The organism is Clostridium sp. UBA1652 (genome assembly GCF_002320975.1).
GTDB classification, from domain to species: Bacteria; Bacillota; Clostridia; order Clostridiales; family Clostridiaceae; genus Clostridium_T; species Clostridium_T intestinale.
In genome coordinates, this window is the sequence record NZ_DCLI01000087.1 from 73,915 (window position 1) to 92,166 (window position 18,252).

At 30.4% G+C, this 18,252-nt stretch carries 28 protein-coding genes; 4 read left to right on the forward strand and 24 right to left on the reverse strand.

Features of this window, described 5'->3' with window-relative positions; genetic code table 11:
• Positions 1-9: 9 nt before the first annotated feature.
• From B3N22_RS19125 to B3N22_RS19170, 10 genes are all read right to left on the reverse strand, one after another.
• Entirely contained in the window at positions 10-819 is an 810-nt protein-coding gene (locus B3N22_RS19125) for a hypothetical protein (RefSeq protein WP_286909635.1), read from the reverse strand.
• 16 nt (positions 820-835) lie between these two features.
• On the reverse strand, positions 836-1,435 hold the full coding sequence (locus tag B3N22_RS19130; protein ID WP_238902677.1) for a phage scaffolding protein: 600 nt from the start codon (positions 1,433-1,435) through the stop codon (positions 836-838).
• 101 nt (positions 1,436-1,536) lie between these two features.
• A complete protein-coding gene (locus B3N22_RS19135) occupies positions 1,537-2,448 on the reverse strand; it encodes a phage head morphogenesis protein (RefSeq protein ID WP_286909639.1) in 912 nt (303 codons plus the stop codon).
• A complete protein-coding gene (locus B3N22_RS19140; RefSeq protein WP_286909641.1) occupies positions 2,441-3,940 on the reverse strand; it encodes a phage portal protein in 1,500 nt (499 codons plus the stop codon). The genes B3N22_RS19135 and B3N22_RS19140 overlap by 8 nt, the downstream gene beginning before the upstream one ends.
• Before the next feature lie 13 nt (positions 3,941-3,953).
• Positions 3,954-5,195 carry a PBSX family phage terminase large subunit gene (locus B3N22_RS19145; protein WP_286909643.1) on the reverse strand — a complete coding sequence of 414 codons (1,242 nt, stop codon included), beginning with the start codon at positions 5,193-5,195 and terminating at the stop codon, positions 3,954-3,956.
• The gene (locus B3N22_RS19150) at positions 5,182-5,673 is read right to left on the reverse strand and encodes a transposase (RefSeq protein WP_286909645.1); all 492 of its coding nucleotides are present in this window, start codon (positions 5,671-5,673) and stop codon (positions 5,182-5,184) included. Before B3N22_RS19150 ends, B3N22_RS19145 begins: the two co-directional genes overlap by 14 nt.
• A 42-nt stretch (positions 5,674-5,715) precedes the next feature.
• Positions 5,716-6,150 carry a hypothetical protein gene (locus B3N22_RS19155; protein ID WP_286909647.1) on the reverse strand — a complete coding sequence of 145 codons (435 nt, stop codon included), beginning with the start codon at positions 6,148-6,150 and terminating at the stop codon, positions 5,716-5,718.
• A 27-nt stretch (positions 6,151-6,177) separates the two neighbouring features.
• Complete coding sequence (locus B3N22_RS19160) at positions 6,178-6,489, reverse strand: hypothetical protein (RefSeq protein WP_286909649.1); 312 nt, start codon at positions 6,487-6,489, stop codon at positions 6,178-6,180.
• Between the two features lie 54 nt (positions 6,490-6,543).
• Entirely contained in the window at positions 6,544-6,759 is a 216-nt protein-coding gene (locus B3N22_RS19165) for a hypothetical protein (protein WP_286909650.1), read from the reverse strand.
• A 53-nt stretch (positions 6,760-6,812) separates the two neighbouring features.
• Entirely contained in the window at positions 6,813-7,160 is a 348-nt protein-coding gene (locus tag B3N22_RS19170) for a DNA-binding response regulator (protein WP_349676654.1), read from the reverse strand.
• A 203-nt stretch (positions 7,161-7,363) separates the two neighbouring features.
• Between B3N22_RS19170 and B3N22_RS19175 the strand changes: the two genes are divergently transcribed.
• Positions 7,364-7,519: a hypothetical protein gene (locus B3N22_RS19175; RefSeq protein ID WP_286909654.1), complete on the forward strand. Its 156-nt coding sequence runs from the start codon at positions 7,364-7,366 to the stop codon at positions 7,517-7,519.
• A gap of 27 nt (positions 7,520-7,546) precedes the next feature.
• Complete coding sequence (locus B3N22_RS19180; protein ID WP_286909656.1) at positions 7,547-7,696, forward strand: hypothetical protein; 150 nt, start codon at positions 7,547-7,549, stop codon at positions 7,694-7,696.
• A gap of 89 nt (positions 7,697-7,785) precedes the next feature.
• On the opposite strand, the gene B3N22_RS19185 is transcribed toward B3N22_RS19180, so the two are convergent.
• The 13 genes from B3N22_RS19185 to B3N22_RS19245 form a co-directional block, all read right to left on the reverse strand.
• The gene (locus tag B3N22_RS19185) at positions 7,786-8,274 is read right to left on the reverse strand and encodes a hypothetical protein (protein WP_286909658.1); all 489 of its coding nucleotides are present in this window, start codon (positions 8,272-8,274) and stop codon (positions 7,786-7,788) included.
• A gap of 22 nt (positions 8,275-8,296) precedes the next feature.
• On the reverse strand, positions 8,297-8,566 hold the full coding sequence (locus tag B3N22_RS19190) for a hypothetical protein (RefSeq protein ID WP_286909660.1): 270 nt from the start codon (positions 8,564-8,566) through the stop codon (positions 8,297-8,299).
• Between the two features lie 20 nt (positions 8,567-8,586).
• Positions 8,587-9,189 (reverse strand): hypothetical protein, encoded by a 603-nt coding sequence (locus tag B3N22_RS19195; RefSeq protein ID WP_286909662.1) that lies wholly within the window; start codon positions 9,187-9,189, stop codon positions 8,587-8,589.
• A 15-nt stretch (positions 9,190-9,204) separates the two neighbouring features.
• Positions 9,205-10,038, reverse strand: a complete 834-nt coding sequence (locus B3N22_RS19200; protein ID WP_286909664.1) for a hypothetical protein — start codon at positions 10,036-10,038, stop codon at positions 9,205-9,207.
• Between the two features lie 368 nt (positions 10,039-10,406).
• The gene (locus tag B3N22_RS19205) at positions 10,407-10,616 is read right to left on the reverse strand and encodes a hypothetical protein (RefSeq protein WP_286909666.1); all 210 of its coding nucleotides are present in this window, start codon (positions 10,614-10,616) and stop codon (positions 10,407-10,409) included.
• Between the two features lie 121 nt (positions 10,617-10,737).
• Entirely contained in the window at positions 10,738-11,145 is a 408-nt protein-coding gene (locus tag B3N22_RS19210) for a helix-turn-helix domain-containing protein (RefSeq protein WP_286909668.1), read from the reverse strand.
• Between the two features lie 21 nt (positions 11,146-11,166).
• Positions 11,167-11,439, reverse strand: a complete 273-nt coding sequence (locus tag B3N22_RS19215; RefSeq protein WP_286909670.1) for a hypothetical protein — start codon at positions 11,437-11,439, stop codon at positions 11,167-11,169.
• A gap of 65 nt (positions 11,440-11,504) precedes the next feature.
• Complete coding sequence (locus tag B3N22_RS19220; RefSeq protein WP_286909672.1) at positions 11,505-11,642, reverse strand: hypothetical protein; 138 nt, start codon at positions 11,640-11,642, stop codon at positions 11,505-11,507.
• A 12-nt stretch (positions 11,643-11,654) separates the two neighbouring features.
• The gene (locus B3N22_RS19225; RefSeq protein ID WP_286909674.1) at positions 11,655-11,903 is read right to left on the reverse strand and encodes a hypothetical protein; all 249 of its coding nucleotides are present in this window, start codon (positions 11,901-11,903) and stop codon (positions 11,655-11,657) included.
• 13 nt (positions 11,904-11,916) lie between these two features.
• Complete coding sequence (locus B3N22_RS19230) at positions 11,917-13,191, reverse strand: replicative DNA helicase (protein ID WP_286909676.1); 1,275 nt, start codon at positions 13,189-13,191, stop codon at positions 11,917-11,919.
• A 10-nt stretch (positions 13,192-13,201) separates the two neighbouring features.
• Complete coding sequence (locus B3N22_RS19235; RefSeq protein WP_286909678.1) at positions 13,202-14,053, reverse strand: hypothetical protein; 852 nt, start codon at positions 14,051-14,053, stop codon at positions 13,202-13,204.
• 12 nt (positions 14,054-14,065) lie between these two features.
• Positions 14,066-14,278 carry a helix-turn-helix domain-containing protein gene (locus B3N22_RS19240; RefSeq protein ID WP_238902696.1) on the reverse strand — a complete coding sequence of 71 codons (213 nt, stop codon included), beginning with the start codon at positions 14,276-14,278 and terminating at the stop codon, positions 14,066-14,068.
• A gap of 219 nt (positions 14,279-14,497) precedes the next feature.
• Positions 14,498-14,704 carry a helix-turn-helix transcriptional regulator gene (locus B3N22_RS19245; protein ID WP_286909680.1) on the reverse strand — a complete coding sequence of 69 codons (207 nt, stop codon included), beginning with the start codon at positions 14,702-14,704 and terminating at the stop codon, positions 14,498-14,500.
• A gap of 144 nt (positions 14,705-14,848) precedes the next feature.
• On the opposite strand from B3N22_RS19245, the gene B3N22_RS19250 reads away from it, so the two are divergent.
• Together B3N22_RS19250 and B3N22_RS19255 are read left to right on the forward strand one after the other, a co-directional pair.
• Positions 14,849-15,547 carry a helix-turn-helix domain-containing protein gene (locus B3N22_RS19250; RefSeq protein WP_286909681.1) on the forward strand — a complete coding sequence of 233 codons (699 nt, stop codon included), beginning with the start codon at positions 14,849-14,851 and terminating at the stop codon, positions 15,545-15,547.
• 95 nt (positions 15,548-15,642) lie between these two features.
• A complete protein-coding gene (locus B3N22_RS19255; protein ID WP_286909683.1) occupies positions 15,643-16,809 on the forward strand; it encodes a tyrosine-type recombinase/integrase in 1,167 nt (388 codons plus the stop codon).
• Between the two features lie 84 nt (positions 16,810-16,893).
• Here the strand turns inward: B3N22_RS19255 and rlmD are convergent, their stop codons facing one another.
• The gene (gene rlmD, locus B3N22_RS19260; protein WP_286909685.1) at positions 16,894-18,246 is read right to left on the reverse strand and encodes a 23S rRNA (uracil(1939)-C(5))-methyltransferase RlmD; all 1,353 of its coding nucleotides are present in this window, start codon (positions 18,244-18,246) and stop codon (positions 16,894-16,896) included.
• Between the last annotated feature and the right edge of the window lie 6 nt (positions 18,247-18,252).

Genomic DNA, 18,252 nt, shown 5'->3' on the forward strand with positions numbered 1-18,252 from the left:
CCCCTAGTTCTATGCTCCTTCAACTTCTATAGTAACCACTGCTGTTACTAATCCATCCGCTTTAATAACCCCAGTTCCATGAACACAAAGTCCCCTCATACCATCTGCAAAAGCATCTTGTAATCTTAAGGCTTCTGTTTCTTGTAGCTGCTTACCATGTCCTGTAGCTCCTTTATAAAGGCCTATTATAGTCGCTGCTCCTGATGCAACTGGAACTTCTTCAGAAACTACTACTTGGAATCCATTTATAACTTGACCTTCAACTACTCCATTTTGAAGTATTATAGGTTGCTTAGTAAATCTATCATCCTTTGATAATAGTCCTAAATAGTCTGAGTTAATAACTACATATCTATTAATCTTAGGTGCTTTTTTCTTATTTAATTCTGTTCCCATATCTACAATTAGATCATAAGCATTAGTTTTATTCACTGTTTTAGCACCAAGTTTCTTACCTGCTCCTGTTGCCATTTGTGATAAAACATAAGTATCTATAACCTCATTTAGTGTTGCTGATGCTTCAGCTGTATGAGCATCTACTAAATCTCCAGCAGCTTGAATAGCATCTACATCATCGAGCTTTATTGCCCAATACTTCTTTTGATTCATGTTTATTTCTACTTTAGGGGTGTCTAATTCATCCCATTCAACAGCTCCTATATAATCTTTAATAGCTACAGCACCTACATTATTAAATACAAGCTTGTTCCCTTCTATTTTGGTTGGTGGAGTTGTAATAACATCTGCTATAGATGTTTTGTGATAGTTCTCTACTAATCTAGCTTCCCATATTGTTGGTATAAAATTTGATACTGACATTTAACATCATCCTCTCTTATTTACTTAAATCTATTGTTTTTATTACATCCCAGTTTGCATTAATCTCTTGTGGAGACATTTTGGCAACTTCATCTTTAGTAAATGATTTTGTTTGCTCTCCTCCAGGTAACTTGTTTTCTATTACCTTAGGTTTATTTTCATTACTTTCTATAGTTTTAAAGAATGTAGCATTAGTAGCTTGTAAATCCTTTATTTTATTATCTAAATCTTTTATCTTACCTTCTGAATCTACTTCAAGTTTATCTACTCCGCCAAGCTTGTACAGTAAATACTCTATGTCAGTAGCTCCAGCTTTCTCTAAAGCACCTTTAACTGAATACTCTTTTTCTCTCTTTGTTGAATCAGCCTTTAAAGTGGCTATTGTCGTCTCGTGTTCCTTAATTGTATTCTGTAGTGTTTCATTATCCGAGTTATTTTTCTTTAGATCCTTGATAGTAGCATTAGCTGTTTTAAGTTCACCGCTAATGTCATTATATTTATCTTTTGGTACCGCATTTTTAGGAAATTCAGTATTTATAGAAGTCATTAAAGCTTCTATATCTAACTTCCCATCTGCTATTGTTGCGCCTTCTAATAATTTTCTTAACCATTCCATCTTTCTATTCCTCCAATACATTTTTATACAGGTCTGTCCCTGTTAAGAGTTCTTTGTTCTTTATGCTCTGCAAACGTGTAAAAAGAGCAAAAATAAAAAGCCTATTTTTTAGGCTCTACTCTGTTTTTATACCAGTTCTCATAGTTCTTATAAGTAACTGTATCTTTTGTTATATTATCTCGTCTTAAGCGTGATGAGATACCCTCAACTAATGTTACAGTATCACATCTACAGTTAATATCTTCACTGGCTACTCCAAATAATCTAGGTTGAGGAGCTTTATGTCCATTGATTTCAAACTCTTCATCTATAGCTACAATTTGACCGTCTAATTTTTGATGTGAGTGTCTAGTCTTTTTATCAAGAGTAGATAACCATTTCTTTTGTAAATCTACACCTTTATTTACTGCTTCCTGTTGACCTTGCTGCCTACCTAAAGACTTAATTCTTCCACCTTCAGTTCTTGCTATAGTAAGTGCATGATTGAAGTCTGTCCACCCTATACTTGAAATATTTTCAGCTATTGAAGCATATCCATTTGAGTTAATCAATCCTTGAGTAACCGCACCTTTAACCCTTAGCTTCATATCATTCAAATTCTTATCATATAGCCTTTCTGATAGCTTTAAACCTTCTATTGGTGCTTCTATTGCCTGTCTTATATAATCTTCGTTTAAAAGGCTAAATTGAAGGTTTACTTTACCTATATTTTCAGCTTGATAAAATACTCCAAAATACTCTCTATCAAAATTAGTAATATCATAGTCCACTATTGCATTATAGTTATTATCATATAAACCTTTTAATATAGAATTCATTTGCTCTATCAAAGAATCATATCTTTTAAGCTCCATCTGTTTAGCAAAGCTTAGAGCTTCATTAGTCTGAGTATAATCTTTTATTTTCTTTTTCATCTCAGCTATGGATTGTACGTAGTTTTGAATAAGTGTCTTCTTTATTTTTTCTTCGTCTTTTTCGGCTAGATTTACGAGCTCATCATAATACTTACTCAACTACATCACCACCGGAATTATTAGCTTTAGATATTAATTCATCACTAAGTTTATTCATATCTACATATGGGCCTTGTTCTTCTAAAGCTTTCTTTTCTTCTTCATAATCAAGTTCTAATATCTCACATATAAGTTTAAGCTTAGTATCATTACTAATTGTATTCCCAGCTAATAAAACATTATTTATCAAAGCTGTTTGAGTTTCTGCTTCAATTTTTGCATTAGCTACTACAGAATCCTCATTTACCATAGTTTCTCTTACAATATTAATCTCAATATCCTGGTGATTATAAGAAGTACCATACCTTGAATTAATATCATCTACTATTATTCTAAGTAGCTGTCTTACTAATGTTCTTAATCTTGTTTCAGCCTTATTACACTTTAAATCTAATAAAGAATACCTTGATTTAATAACTATATTGGTTATATTGCCATCCCCTACTTGAGATGAATCAAATCCCATACCAAATTTATATATAGCTTCTTTATCTAATGCTATTTTAGCCTTTCTAGCTTCTACCGGAATGTCTATAGTCTTTACTTCTAGACCTCCGTTATCACCGTCTACTCCTATTGTTTTCTTGGTCTTTAGATTTTGTGTAAGCTCATCCAAACTATCTCCTGGATATCCTTTAACAACATATATAGCTTCCTGAAAGTCTTGAAGATTATTTGATAAACCACATGCCATTAAATCATAATCGTCTACTAAAGCTTTTATAGGCTCTAAATCTGTCTTTTGGTACTTATTATTATCTAACCTAAAGAAAGGTATATATCCAAGTCCTCCCCCATCATATATAGCTGTATCATCTTCTAAGACTATATGTGGTTTAGGATTTAGCTGTATCCCTTTATCAATTTCATAACCTGATTTATCTTTTCTTTGTATATAGTAAGTTGTATGTGTATCTGTCCATACTTCAACTTTAGTAATAGTCAATTCCTTTAGATTATCATCATATACAGTAATATCATAATATCTAACTATTGCCTTTAAACTATAGTTATCTGCTTCATCATAAATAGGTATTATCCCTAATGAATCAGCTACTTGAAATGATAATTTTCCAGTTGAATCTTTATAAGCATATACGTACTCATACGACTTATTAGCTGCACCTTCTACAATATCCTGTAATAACTCTTGAAATTGCTCATTAATATACTCTTTTAAATACTCCTGGAACTTTTCATCTTTAGTTATTACCTCCAAGGGATTGGACAATAAGTACTGAACCTTCTGATCTACTAATTCAGTATGAAATTGATGTTGTATCTTTATATTACTTTTATATTTATCTTCTTTAAGTACTCCATTTGAATCAAAATAAAAAAGCCTATAGTTTAGGATCTCATGCTCACCTTTGTAATAAGCTAACCCTTCCCTGGCTTTCTTTTTCTTATCTGATATTCTATCTTTAGCTAATGCTTTCTCTAATGCTTTGGCAGCTATAATCTCATTGTCTGATAATATATCTAACAGCATTTATACCACCTCCTTAAACTAACCATTTTCTATTTCTTCTTATATCTTCAACACTATATCTGAGCATTGCCATAGCATCATCCATAAACTCTACAGGTTCATCTAGATACGTATTTGTTTTCTCGTCTTTCTTCCATTTCCATTGTTGAATTTCTTTTATTGTATTTACACATGAAGGATGTATGTGTATGGTTCTTTGTTTTAGATAATCTATTTGAGCCTTGACACTTCCTGACTCCTTCTTTACTCCTCTAGCTCTATATCCTGCTTTCTTCCACATCTTTATCCTATCTGGTTCAGCACTATCACAATGCATTGTTAGACTCTTATTAAAGTTCTTAGTATTTGCAAGTGTTATAATTTCTTCAGTATCCTTCTCAAATACGTATATTTCCCTACATACATATAAATCTCCATCCTTAAATCCAATCTCTCCTATACAGTTAGCATGATTGAAACCAAAGTCTTGAGAGTTTACCATATTATCAAAGAATTGAGGGTTTATATCAAAGTCATGGACCTTATACTTGGTTAATATTAATCCACCAGTTTCTCCCCATTCACCTAAACCATATACTCTATAACCTTCTGGATCTCTTTCTTTTCTCATCTCCATACGTCTTGAATAAGCATCATCTATAAATCTGTTCTCTTTGTATGTACTTTGATGAGTAAATATATCCTGGTTCTGTATATCAAAGTATTTAGCCTTTATAAAATGTGAAGCTGACACAGGATTAAATGAAAAAGTAATTTGATAATACAAATTAGAGTTAAAGGATAATTCTCCTCTAAGTCTATCATCTAAGATATCTATATCAGATTCAAATAGTTCTGTAGATTCTTCGATCCATATCCATGTTAATTTTCCTTGTTTAAATGTTATAGACTTAACCTTTTCCCTTTGCCTTGCATCAGCCATACCACGAAATATTATCTTATTTCCAGTTACTCTACTTGTTATTTCTAATGGGTTCTCTTTAATATCCCAATACATAGGCGTATTTTCACCATATATTTTATATATAGCTGCTTGTAACTCAGCAAATGTTGAGTCCTTATTACTTGATTCAATCTTTCTAACTACAAGTAGATTAGCTCCTTTATATTTAATATCCGCAAGTTTTAAAATAAAGTCTTGAGCTATATTAACGGACTTTCCGGAACCTGCTGAACCTTTAGCAAGTCTGTATCTCTTTTTACACTTATTAAATTCTCTAAAGATAGCATTGAATTGAACTTTAACTGCCTTCATCGTCATCACCATAGTCAACAACTATATTCAATCCCATATCTCCACTATGCTGCATTTCTTGCTTATCTCTCCACTTATCAGGTCTTCTATTCTTAAGCCAGAAGATTTGTGCGGTAGTATCTGGTACAACTTCTTTCTTAACTGTCTTAGTGACCACCATATCATAGCAAGGAAAACCATGAATATCAGTTATTGGTTGTCCTTTTTCATCCTTCCTCATAATTCTCTCTTTAGTTACTTCTGTATATTCATATCCTAACGCTCTTTTAAGAAGTGAGCTCTCTACTTCAAAATCAATAACTTCTTTTCCCTTTTTTAAGGCGTTCGCAAAGTTCACATGTTCCTTTTTATATTTATAAAAAGCTGTCTTACCTATTCCCAAATTATTAGCTATTTGTTCATCAGTGAGCCCATCACGTGCCCACCCCTCAATAAGTATTAGTTTATCTTTGATGTCTTCCCATTTAGATTTTGCCAATAGACTCACCTCCTTAATTTCCCAAATAGAAAAAGAGCCCTACTAGGACTCTTTTAATAAATTTTTATTTTTAAGTACTTTTTCCATTACCTCTATTGCTAAACTATAATAAACAAGATTTTTAGCTTTATTATCTATTCTAATGTTTATAAAGAGTACATATGAAAGCATAATTATTAAAATAGATACAAAGGTACCTTTTTCTAATATTGGTTTGTTAGATTCATAAAAAATAGCTACCAATGATACTATTACAGAAATTACAGCTACAATTCCTAACGGTTTATTCTCTGAATTCATTGATTCCTCAGCTATTTTCTGATATTTTAAGTGATTATATTCTTCAATTAAATTCTCATCATTATATTTTGTATATTTTTCTTCTAGTTTTTCTTTCAATTCCTTGTATGTACTAGGTGGCTTATTATTAATTTTTCTATCTATATACTTTATTAAAACTCTATCTTTTATATCCATATCTTGCCTCCGATACATATAATCATTTTAAAAATCAAGTTCTTTGATTATATATGTATGCCATTCTCCATCCTCTTTAGCATTTCTTATATAACCCAAGTCCCTAAGAGTATTCTTATACTCAACAACCATTTCTCTAGCCATATGATCAGGATTATCTTCATATACATATTCAACCATTTTGTTAAGAGTTGTTTTGCTCCAGCCCCTATTATCAACCTTGGAATCTTCTAATATATACATGTAAGTTCTAACTAAATATTTTCTATAATTCCCTGTAGGATTTTCCTTTTGTTCTCTTAAATATATAAGTTTTTTCTCTATTTTTTCTTTATCCATCAACAACACCACCTTTCTATAGATATAATTCCATAAAAAGGTTCTAAAATCCTTCTATCTTTGCATTAATGCTCCATGCTTATTTCTCATATATTTTCGTTCCTTCATGCACTCTTTTATACTATCTGTTTCACTAACCTTCCTTACACTCTTATCCCCACAGTAACAACATGAAATATACAGTCCCTTTCTTGTATTAGATTCTAATTCATCTGTAGGTAATATAAATTCTTTTCTACAAGTTTTACATAGATATGTTATATACTCCATGCCACTCCCCCTCCTTATAAACAATAATAAAGACACTCAAACTAATGAGTGCCTCATATAATACTCTTATTTTCATTTACTAATCTTTTTGGAGTATCCCATGTAACTATTCCAGCTACTTCTTTATTAAGGACGATATCTCCATTAGGTAATGTTTTATATATAGACCTATTTTTCAATATAAACGCTCTATCGCTAAGATATCTTTTAGATCCGTAATTAACTGCCCTTACTTCTTCTTTTCTTCGTGTTATCGCTACTTCATGGCTATATTTTAAATGCTCAAAATTTCTTTGTATACACTTTCTAACAGCATCTATTTTATTATTAGTTGACTTAGCAATCTCAACTGCATTATATCCATTTATGTATAATTCTTTAATTTTTTCTTTATCAATCACTGAAATCACCTCGTTTTGGGTATAGTCAACCTATATCTTAAAACTGGACATGAAATATCACAATTACTATATATTAAGTATAGCAAATATAACATCTTATTTTATTCGGATATTATTCATGTTTTATTCATAAATTTATGTAGTTTAGTGTTTTCAACTCTCACTTTAAATGGTATTATTTTACATATAATGTCATAAAGGGGTTGATTTCTATTAATAAAAGAGAAATTAAAGTAATTATAAGTTACACATACAAAAGTGAGGATGAAATTTACAGAGGACTTGCTGAAGCTATAGCTCAAATAGCTATAAAAAAATTTGGAGTAGAAGGAGTGAAAGAAGCTGCAAAAAAATTGTGAAATCAACAATATCCCCTTGGAGGAATTATGAAGAGAAAAATTAAAGTCAGCATTGTAGAACTAAGCAAAGAAGGTAAAAAGGAATTTAATAGAAGAGCTTCAGAAGTTTTTGCAGAGGTGTTAATCAAGAAATTTGGACAAGAAGCAGTTAGACAAGCATTAAAGGAATTAAACTAATGATAAATCTACTATTAGAACTTTACTTAATTTAAATTACTAAAGAAGGATGTGCACCTATATTTACACATCCTTCTATTACTATTTATTCATTGTTCCAAGCTTATATGTTTTAACAAGCTATCTTTCATCCTGTTTACTGTGGATTGGCTACAATGAAGCTTAAAAGCTATCTGCTGCTCATTATGCCTAGGAACACCATACTTTAGCTTAAGAAGTTCCATATACTCCTTATTATCTAGTTCAAGTTTTTCTAAACTATATTTAACCTTCTCACAATCTGCTTCCATCTTTCTTATTGTTTCCTGAATATCACTTATTTTAGATATCTTACTGGCTATTTCTTCTTCCTTTTTAGCTATTATATTTAATATAGTTTGCTCTTGATAATTACTGGTGTATATTTTATATGCATCTGAATTATCTATAGACTTTCTATTTTTCTCTATTTCATTTCTGATATCTTCAATGTGCTTTTCAAGTAATGTTATTTCCTTTTTCAAGTTGCATATAACCTTATCTTTAATAAAATAGGTACATAACTTGTTTTCTATTTCTTTTTTTAAAACTTTCTCCATTCATACCTCCAGTACCTTGTCCTTAATCTTCCTTCGGTTTTATCTCAAAGTTATTTACTAACCAATTATGATATAAAGCTAGCATTTCTCTATTAGCCATTATTGTACTTATAAAAAACTCACCTAATACAAAACTCATATTTCCAGGATCCTCAAGGTCCAGTTTTCCTCCCCTTGATTTATCAATTAATTTCTGTTTAAATTGTTGAGCAAATTTATTTATTAATTTTTCTGATGCAAAGTTTGCAAAGAAGTAATCGAAATCTTTAAATGTACTTTCTAAATTATCCATGTTATCTCATCCTTTCTAATTTACTTAATTATTTTTATATAGCTTGGTCTATTATTTATCTTTACTGACTTACCATTTTCATTAATCATAAATTGTTTTCCATTGTTACCTTTATACATCCTAATAGTTTTTAATCCCATATCACCTGCGAATTCTTGCTCTAAACTTCTTCCCCCATTTAGAACCCTAACATCACTCATGTATCCAAGCAACTTAACATTAAATAATTTTATTTCTATATTGTGGTATTCCCATAAAAGATTTATTATTTCTTGTCCTATTGGCTCATCAGCATTTAAAGTGTCCATATAGGCCTTGGTATAGTAATAATCTTTGAAGCCCGATTTATCTCCGTCATATTCTTTTTTAATAGGATAAAGTGAAATAAATTCTCCAGGAGTTAGAGATCCCATCAATTGAGTTATTCCGTCTGCCATAATAAAATTCAATTCTGACTGAGAATCATCTTGTTCTTTAGTAATTATTGATTTAACTCCATATACAATTATTTTCCTTATAATCTCCTTGAGGTCTTTCTTATTATCTTTAAAAGCTTCTTCATAAGCTATTAAGGCATCATCAAAAGCTTTTAAATATAGTTTATGTTTATTAGTATTTATCATATTATTCTCCTTTTTCTATACGTCCATATGCTGCACTTTTAAAGCACTCTTTTTATCAATTGTTATAATCTTATTCTCAAAACTATTTGCTTTAATTTTTTTAATTACAAGTTTTCTTATATCTGATATCTCAGTATATGGTCCTATCTCAAAAATACTAGCTTTACATCTTACTCCATTGTCTTCTCCAGTAATAGTACTGTATCCCTTTATTCCTGTTACTTCACCACTAGAAAAAATAAAGTCATTTAAATAAATGATTTCCTTTTTTTCATCTCCTATTTTTTCTAATTCTCTAAACATATCTTTGTACTCCATTAACTTTAGGAATATAAAATCATCAAGCTCATCAAAGCTATTAAATTCTTTTACTCTTTTATATAACTCAGTTCTCATAAAACTTCCCATAGCTCTATGACCGCTAGGTACATTAAAAAACGTAAGTAGACTAAGGAATATAGGACTGCCATCATTTAATGATGTTTTAAAAAAGCGCTCATATTTTTCTTTAACAATTGCGTGCAAGATTTCATGTGCTATAGTATCTTTTATCATGTTCTTGTAGTATGTTTTTCGTGAACGCGTATATAAATAGCTATCTAAAAGGCTTGTGCTCACCGTAATCTTATGAGTATAGTCATATTCCTCACTTTCAATAGCTTTATATCTTCCTATAGTAGGTCTTGTTAACTTATCAGCTACTATTACTACATCCCTGATAAGTAACTTCCTATGAATCCTTGGATAAATTCTCTTTTTATATTCCTTGATAACTTGTACTAAAAATTTATCTAAAATTAATTTATATGAAATTGATTCATCTATTCCTTTTGTATATATTTTTTCCATTGTATTTTCTCCTTATTTGAGAATTATAAGTGTACTTCAGGTGTAGAAAAAACTACACCTGACTTTTTACTTCTTAATGTAGAAGATTCCTACATTATCAATTAACTATCTATGATTATATTTCTTCTTCCATTCATTAAGCTCAACTACATTTGGAATAACATTATTTTCTTTACAGTAATCTAAATATGCTTGTAATATAGCTACCGCCATAAGTATCCTCCTTGACATTTATATCTCCAAAGGATAAACTAAAGTTGCGAGACTTAGTCTATTTCCTTTGGAAATGGGCTTTTATTTTTTTATATTATTTTTACTGTCTTTTAAAAACTTCTTCTGATCATTTTTATTTCTTATCATAATTACTGTTATCTTAGACATCCACTACGTTGTCCTCTCAGTTCTGCTTTAATGAATTTATGGAGCCATAATTGTTTTTTCCATTTAGCTAGTTTTCCATTAACGCTTATTATTCTTATATTTTTAAAACTAAATGAATACCCTTCAAAATCACTATCATGTTCTGCTAATACAAAAATTTTATTCTTATATTTAAATATTTGACTTTGTTTAATCATCTTCTTTTCCTCCTAATTTTTTAGCATTACACTGCCTATTAATCTTTTCTATCCCTAATGTGCGTATATTGCACTTCAGTTTTCAAGTCTTAATTTACTGCTTTTAGCTACATATATTGAATCAAGCACATATTAGTACTTCTTCTATATCTAGTTTTAAACTTTCACATATTTTAAATAATAGACTAATTCTTATGTCATAATCTCTATTCTCAATTTCTCCTAAAATCTTTGTTGAAATTCCTATTGAACTAGCAAATTCATTATTTCTAAACATCATGGCTTTTCTCCTAAGCTTTAATAGATTCTTTTCAAATTTGACATTAAAGCTAGCATTACTTGATGTTTCTTTGCCAATTAAGCTGTATATATTTATCTTAAAGAACCTAGCTATACTTTTAGCCTCACTTAGTTTTAAATCATATTGTCCATCTTCAAACTTCTTTAAAATCCCTTTAGTAACGCCTGTCATTTTTGAAACATATACTAGATCAAATCCCTTAGATTCCCTTATTTCTCTTAAATTCATATTTTAACCTCCACATAAATATTAATTAAGTTGATATTCTTTAGCGTTCTGCTCTTTCAACTTTTTCTGTTCCATAATATACTTCATTCTTATTATTATTTCATCAGCTATTTCATTTGCTGAAGCATTATTTCTAATCATTTCTTGAACCCATTCACTTTCATCAAGGCATCTCTGTACACGCTTAATATTACTTATTACATTCTCTATATTCCCCCTACTTAAATCATCTCCACAAAGAAGCTTTATACTCTTAATTAAGCCTTCATTACTCTCAGTTACTATTTGATTCATAAAATACACCTACCCTTTCTTATATAATTTTTGTATCCAAAACCATCAACTTTTACCTTATTGTTCTACATGTTTCTATTATTTATACTTATATCTCCTGCAATAATTTTCCCCATAAGTTTCTTTAAGTTTAAGTCATTGCACTTTAGATACTTATCTTTTACTCTTAGAATTACAACCTTTAATTCTTTCTCATTGCTCATACGCTATACCCGTTATATGCAGGTTTCACAAAATCTTATATCAGTAGAATTGACATAGACCATTTCACCACTTTCTTTTTCTACTAAAGCGTTAACTCTCACTTCTTCAGCACCATCTAAATAAACTATCTTATCCTTAATCCACATATGAAAATACCCTGTATTATTTATCTGTTTATACTCGCTAGATAGTTCACTATTGTCATATATAGGAGCTACTTTTTCTTTCCACTCAACTTTTCTTAAATCTTCTCTATTCACTTCCATTCCTCCATTAGTTTATTTCATCAATTATTTGTGTTCTCTTGTAATAGTTAAACTCTATTGTCTCTCCTTTTTGTCCACCCCTGTTCTTAGCCACATATACTAACAACTTATCCTTATTGCTAGGATCCACTGATATCTTCTCTTGAAGTAATAGAATTACGTGTGCATCCTGCTCTATATTGCCACTCTCCCTTATATCAGCCATTGTAACAGGCTTAGGAGTATCATTATTTGAATTACTTTCTGCTTCTCTTTTAAGCTGTGATAAGACTATTACTGCTACATTTAATGATTTCGCCAGTTGCCTTATCTTTGTAGATATATAATTTACCTTCTCTCTAACTCCATTAAATTTAGCTTCTGCATTTAGTAGTGTTAAATAGTCAATTACTATAACATCTAATCCATTAGATTTTCTAAATCTTCTTGCCCTTCTTTCAAGTTCTTCAATGGTTAAACCTTCTGTTTCATCAACGCTTAGATTAAGTTTTTCTAATACTGCCGCTTTATTAATAAGATTAGAAAATGATTCTGGCATTAAGTTCCCACGTTTTACATTCATCATAGGAAGTCTAGCCTCATTACTTAATAACCTTTGGGCATTTTCTTCTCCTTGCATCTCAAGACTGAATACTAAAACTGTGTTTTTTCTTGATAACCTTTTGGCCATTTCCAGAGCCATCGCGGATTTACCTACGCCTGGTCTTGCGCCGATTATTATATACTTTCCTTTCTCTATACCATTTAAGGTATCATCTAAAAGCTTAAATCCAGTTTCCATACCAGTTATTTTGCTACCACCTGCATAGGCATTTTCTATTGTCACTAAAGCATCTTCTACAAATTCACTTATATGTTTTATACTGCTTGTGCTATCATCTATATCTTTACTAAAACAGTCATTGATCACTGTTAAAACATGTACAGGTTCTTTTCCTTCACTTAACATTTCAATTCCTTTAACTAAAGCATTATTGGTTGCAGTTTTCTCATATAGGCTTATTATTTTATCCTGTATACTGTTAAATGATCCTAAATAAAGTGAGCCATTGTCTGTTAGATAAGCAATTTCTGTAATGGTCCATATACCCTTTAAAGCTTCTGCAAGTGTCACATAATTAATCTCTTTATTCTCACTATGAAGACTACACATTACTTCAAGACATTTTCTGTTTTTGTTATTATAAATTTGTATCGGCTTAACTCTGAGCTCATCCATCAACTCATTACTGAATAAGATAGCTCCTAATAAGTTCTTCTCTAGTTCAACATCAAAGTACATAGCGTTCCCCCTATACTTTTTCATTATTTACTTTTGTTTTGTATATTACCTGTTCCTGAGGTTTGTCCAGTGGCTTCTTACACTGTCTTTTATAATTCTCATAAGTTGCTCCATTGTCTAAAAACAATACAAGTTGGTTTGCGCTACTATCCTTTTGTTTTCTAGTGAGAAATTCAGCTAGTCCCCATTTGTAGTTAAAGAAATAGTCACTATCTAAAACCTCTTTGTAGTTATCTATTGCACTCTTTATATCAGCCTCCTTTATAAATTCATCCTCAACTTTTATCTTTAATGCCTTATCTATAGCTTTCTTAATATCATTGTTTAAAACCCTATGTCTCTTTATGTTTTTCTCATTCCAATAATCAAAAACAGACATATATATATTATTAGATTCTATATTGAGATTATTATATTGAGATGATTGCTCCTTTTTCTTCTCTTTTTTCCTCTCTTTATCACTCCCTTTTTCTTCTCCTAAAGTGACTATAAGTTTAGAGTTATCAACGCTTAACTCTTCTCCTAATGTTCTCTTATTCCCCTCTTTACTCTTCTCTTTTTTCTTCTCCTGAAATCTAGCTAAAAAATACTTGCTACAAGTGCCCCTTTTCCCTTTTTCAGTTTGCATTATTACTTCACTTTTCGTAGTTAATTCCTTTATTGCTCTTTCTAATTGCTTTTTAGATATTCCTAATCTTGCACTCCAACTTTCATAATCAAACCTAAATTCACCAGGTTCCAATTCCTCAAATATCTCTTGGGTTAGATTAGCTCTATACTCACACTCCATATAGACATCAAATACGTAATTTAATGCTGTGTATCTATATTTTTTTCTTATAGAATATTCTATTGGGTTCAAACTCTCACCCACTTAACATATATACTCTGATAAATCTTCACCTAAGTTATCATGTAAAAATCGCTCGATCTCAAATATAGGTACCTTTAATCTCCCAAGCTTCAATGCTTTCAATCTCCCCTCTCTGATAAGCTTATATATTGTATTAGTATTGGTTTTTAATATCTTAGAAGTCTCCTCAACTGTACATAATAACTGCGTAACTTCTTTTACATTTTTACTCATTTTTAACATCCCCCACTCTTGAATTTAATTGGTCAGCTAATTTATTTTATGATTATGGATTTGCTCCATTTTAAAGCTTCACTGAGTTGTCTATAGTCGAAAAGAGTGTTTTCTAATAAAGTTTTAAAAAACCCTATATATTATTTTAGGACAAATTTTAATTATCTAACTAAATCTTCGCTCTAATAATTTCACTTATTTTTATTATTAAAAACAAAACTAATTTTCAAATACTACTAAATCTTCTACTGATACATTTAATGCATTAGCAAGTTTACCAATTATTACAGGTCTTACATATACCTTTCCATTAATAATATTAGATATTGTATTTCTCCCTACATTTGACTTGGCTTTTAACTCAGTTGTTGTTATTTCGGCTCTTGCAATTGCAATTAAAAACTTGTCTCTATCAATTTTTAACATTTCACCACCTCCTACTCAGTTGTTTAGTTTATATTTAAAGCTTACTCCTCATTTGAGTAGATGTCAACTCATTTGTTTAGTTTTTATAATCAATTGTTTACTTTTTCTTATAACTAACATAAAATATACTTATGGAGGTGCATCATGGAAGAAAATCTCACTTTAGGTAATGTTATTAGAAAAAGGCGCAAGGAGCTTGGACTTACAATTAAAGAATTAGCACAAAAAGTTGATTTATCAGAGCAAGCTATTTCTCAATATGAGCTAGATAAAAGAGTTCCTGATGAATTTACTTTAGTCAAAATATCTAGAGCTTTAAATATAGCTTCAATAAAACTATTATCTGCTTCAGGAAAGGATACAGAAGACATTAAATTATTTTATGATACAGTAACTACTTCATTAACAGATTCTATCAATAAAAAATATTATGATAAATTATCTGCAGATGATATAAAAAAAATGCTTGCTCCCCATGGATTAAATCTAAATACTTCAGCATTTGAGAATATGTCATCAAAAGATAAACAAGATTTTATAAACGATTTGGCAAAAATCAATCCTTTTACTTTAAAGGTACCTGCATATATTGATAATTTTGACAATTTCACAAAAGAAGATTTAATTAATTTGACAAATGAAGCTCTCGAATATGGTATAGATTTAGTTTCCAGTTTCATCGAAAACTATTACGAGCCTCAAATAAATGAATTAGTAGCCAAAATAAACTCTTTAGAGGAATTAAATGAAGAAGCACGCGACTTGATTATAAACCAAAAAAAAATTATTGAATTGCAAAAAGAACAGCTAACTATTATTGAAAATGCGCTTAAAGGAAAATAACTACAAAATCCAAAGGTATTTCTAAATTTTATTCTGTATAATCTGGGTTCTTCTTTGCGACGAACCCTTTATAAAAATAAAGGAGTGTGATATAAATGCCTGGAGTATATAAACGTGCTGATAAGTGGTACTATTACTTCAATACAAGTAAGGTAGACGGGAAATACAAGAAGATATGCCGAGTAGGTGGTAAGACTAAGGTAGAAGCTGAAAAAGCTCTTAGAAAGGCTATGACCGAGTATGAAAACACAGGAAGGTCTACAGCTTTAAGTAACATAAGTGTTAGTGATTATTTTAACTTTTGGCTTGACCAATATGTAAAAGTCAACTTAAAACATAGAACATACAATGAATACAAACAGATAGTTGATTCTCATATAATTCCTAAGTTTGGTAAGCATAAATTGAACTCTTTGGACCCATCAACTCTTCAAGAATTCTTAAACAGTAAAAAACTTGAAGGTTATACAAAGAACACAGTAACTAATTTCTATGGTGTTTTATCTGGATCTTTAAAACTTGCAGTCTATCCATACGGCCATCTAAAAGAAAATCCTATGAATTATGTTTCAATGCCTAAATTTAAGTTAAATAAGACAGATGAAAAAATAAAGGTATTAACTATAGAGCAGGTTAACACAATACTTGATAGATTCCCTAAAGGATCTAACTTCTTTCTTCCAGTACAAATAGCTTTTCATACTGGTTTAAGGGCTTCAGAAGTATGTGCACTTACCTGGGATAACATAGATCTTGTTAATAGAACATTAAAAGTAGAAAAGAATTTATTAAATGATGAGTTTGAATGGTGTTTTGACACCCCAAAAACCGAGAGTTCTTTTAGGACAATATCAATAGGTGCTACGCTTATAGATATACTAAAAAAACACATTGTATGGCAAAAAGAGAATAAATTACGTTATGGAGAATACTACTCTAAGGCTACATATAAGTTTGGCAAAAGAGTTTATTCAGCAATTGATTTATTAAGTACTAAAGAGAATGGTGAACTTATATCCACAAACTCACTTAAATATTTGAGTAGAGTTGTTAATTATGACTTAGGTATAGATTTTAATTTTCATGCTTTAAGGCATACTCATGCTACCTTACTACTGGAGAATGGTGCCAACATGAAAGACGTTCAAAAGAGATTAGGTCATTCTAAATTAGCTACTACCATGGACACCTATGTTCATGTAACTCAGAAGATGAAAAACGATACTGTTAATATCTTTGAATCTTTAGTAGCAAAAAAATAATTTGCTACCAATCTCAAATCATTGGTAGCAAATTAGTAGTAAATCAACATTTTTAATATATTAAATTTCTTTTAACCCTTGATTTTACCTAGATAGCTTCACTATAGTTTCGCAGTGTGGCGTGTTAGGAAACATATCCATACATAAAGTCTTTTGAACTTTATATCCAGAAGCTATTAAGTACTTTAAGTCATCAACCAATGTCTTAGGATTACAACTTACATATATAATATCCTGAGCTTTAAAATCCACTACATATTTAAGTGCAACAGGATGTACTCCACTTCTTGGAGGATCTAATATTATTATATCTGGTTTATCTTTTAACTGTGTTATTACTTTAGCTACATCTCCAGCTATAAACTCACAGTTATCTAGTCCATTTAGTTTAGCATTCTCATTAGCAGCAACTACAGCTTCTTCGATTAGCTCTATTCCTCTAACCTTTTTAGCTTTAGGAGCTGTTATCTGACCTATAGTTCCTGTACCACAATATAGATCAAAAACTACTTTATCTTCTCCACTTCCCATAAAATCTCTCACTAGAGAATATAACTTCTCAGCTCCTTTGGAGTTAGTTTGGAAAAATGAAAAAGGTGATATTTTAAACTTAAGCCCTAAAAGATTTTCTGTTATATGGTCTTCTCCATACAATAAATTAACTTTTTCAGGTATAACTGCATCAGAGAAAGAGTCATTTTCTGTATGAAGTACTGATTTTAATTTACCTTTATAATTTAATGATTTTATAAGTTCAACATACTCATCTAAAGAAAAATCTATTTGAGTTGTTGTAACTAAGTTAACCATTATTTCTTCAGTTTCAAAAGCTTTTCTTATTACAAGATGTCTTAGATATCCTTCTCTTTTCATTACTCTATAATAAGGAAGGTCTTTTCCTCTAAAATATTCAACTGTTGCTTTTAAAATCTCTCTAAAATCCTCATCAACTATCTCACAAACATCTACATTTACAATTCCAAATGGTTTTCCTTTTATATGCATTCCAAGGGTTAGTTCTCCCCCTTTTTCCTCATCACCAAAGGTAAACTCCATTTTGTTTCTGTATTTCCATTGATCTGGACTTCCTTCTATTCCTAAGAAATCCCCCATGTCAACTTCTGCATCAAGGAACAATTCTTTAACTTCTTCCTTTTTAAGCTCTAATTGCTTTTCATAATTAAGATTTTGTGAAGAACAACCTCCACAAATATTGAATACCGAACATCTAGCATCAATTTCATAAGATGCCTTCTCAACAACCTCTAGAGGTTTTATTTCTCCATACTCTTGTTTCTTTTTGGTAACTTTTCCCCTAATCACTTGGCCTGGAAAAGAATTTTTAGAATATATCTTTTTTCCTTCTAAGTATCCAATTCCTTTAGATGGGAATTCAGTTTTTTCTATCGTTAAGGTTATTTCACTACCTTTTTTCATCTATTA

Bases quoted from the DNA above. Each gene is read 5' to 3' on its own strand.
- B3N22_RS19220 (WP_286909672.1), bottom strand. From the start codon at position 11,642: ATGAGCAATGAGAAAGAATTAAAGGTTGTAATTCTAAGAGTAAAAGAT.
- B3N22_RS19195 (WP_286909662.1), bottom strand. From the start codon at position 9,189: ATGATAAATACTAATAAACATAAACTATATTTAAAAGCTTTTGATGAT.
- rlmD (WP_286909685.1), bottom strand. From the start codon at position 18,246: ATGAAAAAAGGTAGTGAAATAACCTTAACGATAGAAAAAACTGAATTC.
- B3N22_RS19140 (WP_286909641.1), bottom strand. From the start codon at position 3,940: ATGCTGTTAGATATATTATCAGACAATGAGATTATAGCTGCCAAAGCA.
- B3N22_RS19160 (WP_286909649.1), bottom strand. From the start codon at position 6,489: ATGGATAAAGAAAAAATAGAGAAAAAACTTATATATTTAAGAGAACAA.
- B3N22_RS19190 (WP_286909660.1), bottom strand. From the start codon at position 8,566: ATGGATAATTTAGAAAGTACATTTAAAGATTTCGATTACTTCTTTGCA.
- B3N22_RS19185 (WP_286909658.1), bottom strand. From the start codon at position 8,274: ATGGAGAAAGTTTTAAAAAAAGAAATAGAAAACAAGTTATGTACCTAT.
- B3N22_RS19240 (WP_238902696.1), bottom strand. From the start codon at position 14,278: ATGAGTAAAAATGTAAAAGAAGTTACGCAGTTATTATGTACAGTTGAG.
- B3N22_RS19145 (WP_286909643.1), bottom strand. From the start codon at position 5,195: ATGAAGGCAGTTAAAGTTCAATTCAATGCTATCTTTAGAGAATTTAAT.
- B3N22_RS19245 (WP_286909680.1), bottom strand. From the start codon at position 14,704: ATGTTAAAAATTGATAGAGACAAGTTTTTAATTGCAATTGCAAGAGCC.
- B3N22_RS19205 (WP_286909666.1), bottom strand. From the start codon at position 10,616: ATGATTAAACAAAGTCAAATATTTAAATATAAGAATAAAATTTTTGTA.
- B3N22_RS19165 (WP_286909650.1), bottom strand. From the start codon at position 6,759: ATGGAGTATATAACATATCTATGTAAAACTTGTAGAAAAGAATTTATA.
- B3N22_RS19125 (WP_286909635.1), bottom strand. From the start codon at position 819: ATGTCAGTATCAAATTTTATACCAACAATATGGGAAGCTAGATTAGTA.
- B3N22_RS19255 (WP_286909683.1), top strand. From the start codon at position 15,643: ATGCCTGGAGTATATAAACGTGCTGATAAGTGGTACTATTACTTCAAT.
- B3N22_RS19130 (WP_238902677.1), bottom strand. From the start codon at position 1,435: ATGGAATGGTTAAGAAAATTATTAGAAGGCGCAACAATAGCAGATGGG.
- B3N22_RS19230 (WP_286909676.1), bottom strand. From the start codon at position 13,191: ATGTACTTTGATGTTGAACTAGAGAAGAACTTATTAGGAGCTATCTTA.
- B3N22_RS19155 (WP_286909647.1), bottom strand. From the start codon at position 6,150: ATGGATATAAAAGATAGAGTTTTAATAAAGTATATAGATAGAAAAATT.
- B3N22_RS19200 (WP_286909664.1), bottom strand. From the start codon at position 10,038: ATGGAAAAAATATATACAAAAGGAATAGATGAATCAATTTCATATAAA.
- B3N22_RS19250 (WP_286909681.1), top strand. From the start codon at position 14,849: ATGGAAGAAAATCTCACTTTAGGTAATGTTATTAGAAAAAGGCGCAAG.
- B3N22_RS19210 (WP_286909668.1), bottom strand. From the start codon at position 11,145: ATGAATTTAAGAGAAATAAGGGAATCTAAGGGATTTGATCTAGTATAT.
- B3N22_RS19180 (WP_286909656.1), top strand. From the start codon at position 7,547: ATGAAGAGAAAAATTAAAGTCAGCATTGTAGAACTAAGCAAAGAAGGT.
- B3N22_RS19215 (WP_286909670.1), bottom strand. From the start codon at position 11,439: ATGAATCAAATAGTAACTGAGAGTAATGAAGGCTTAATTAAGAGTATA.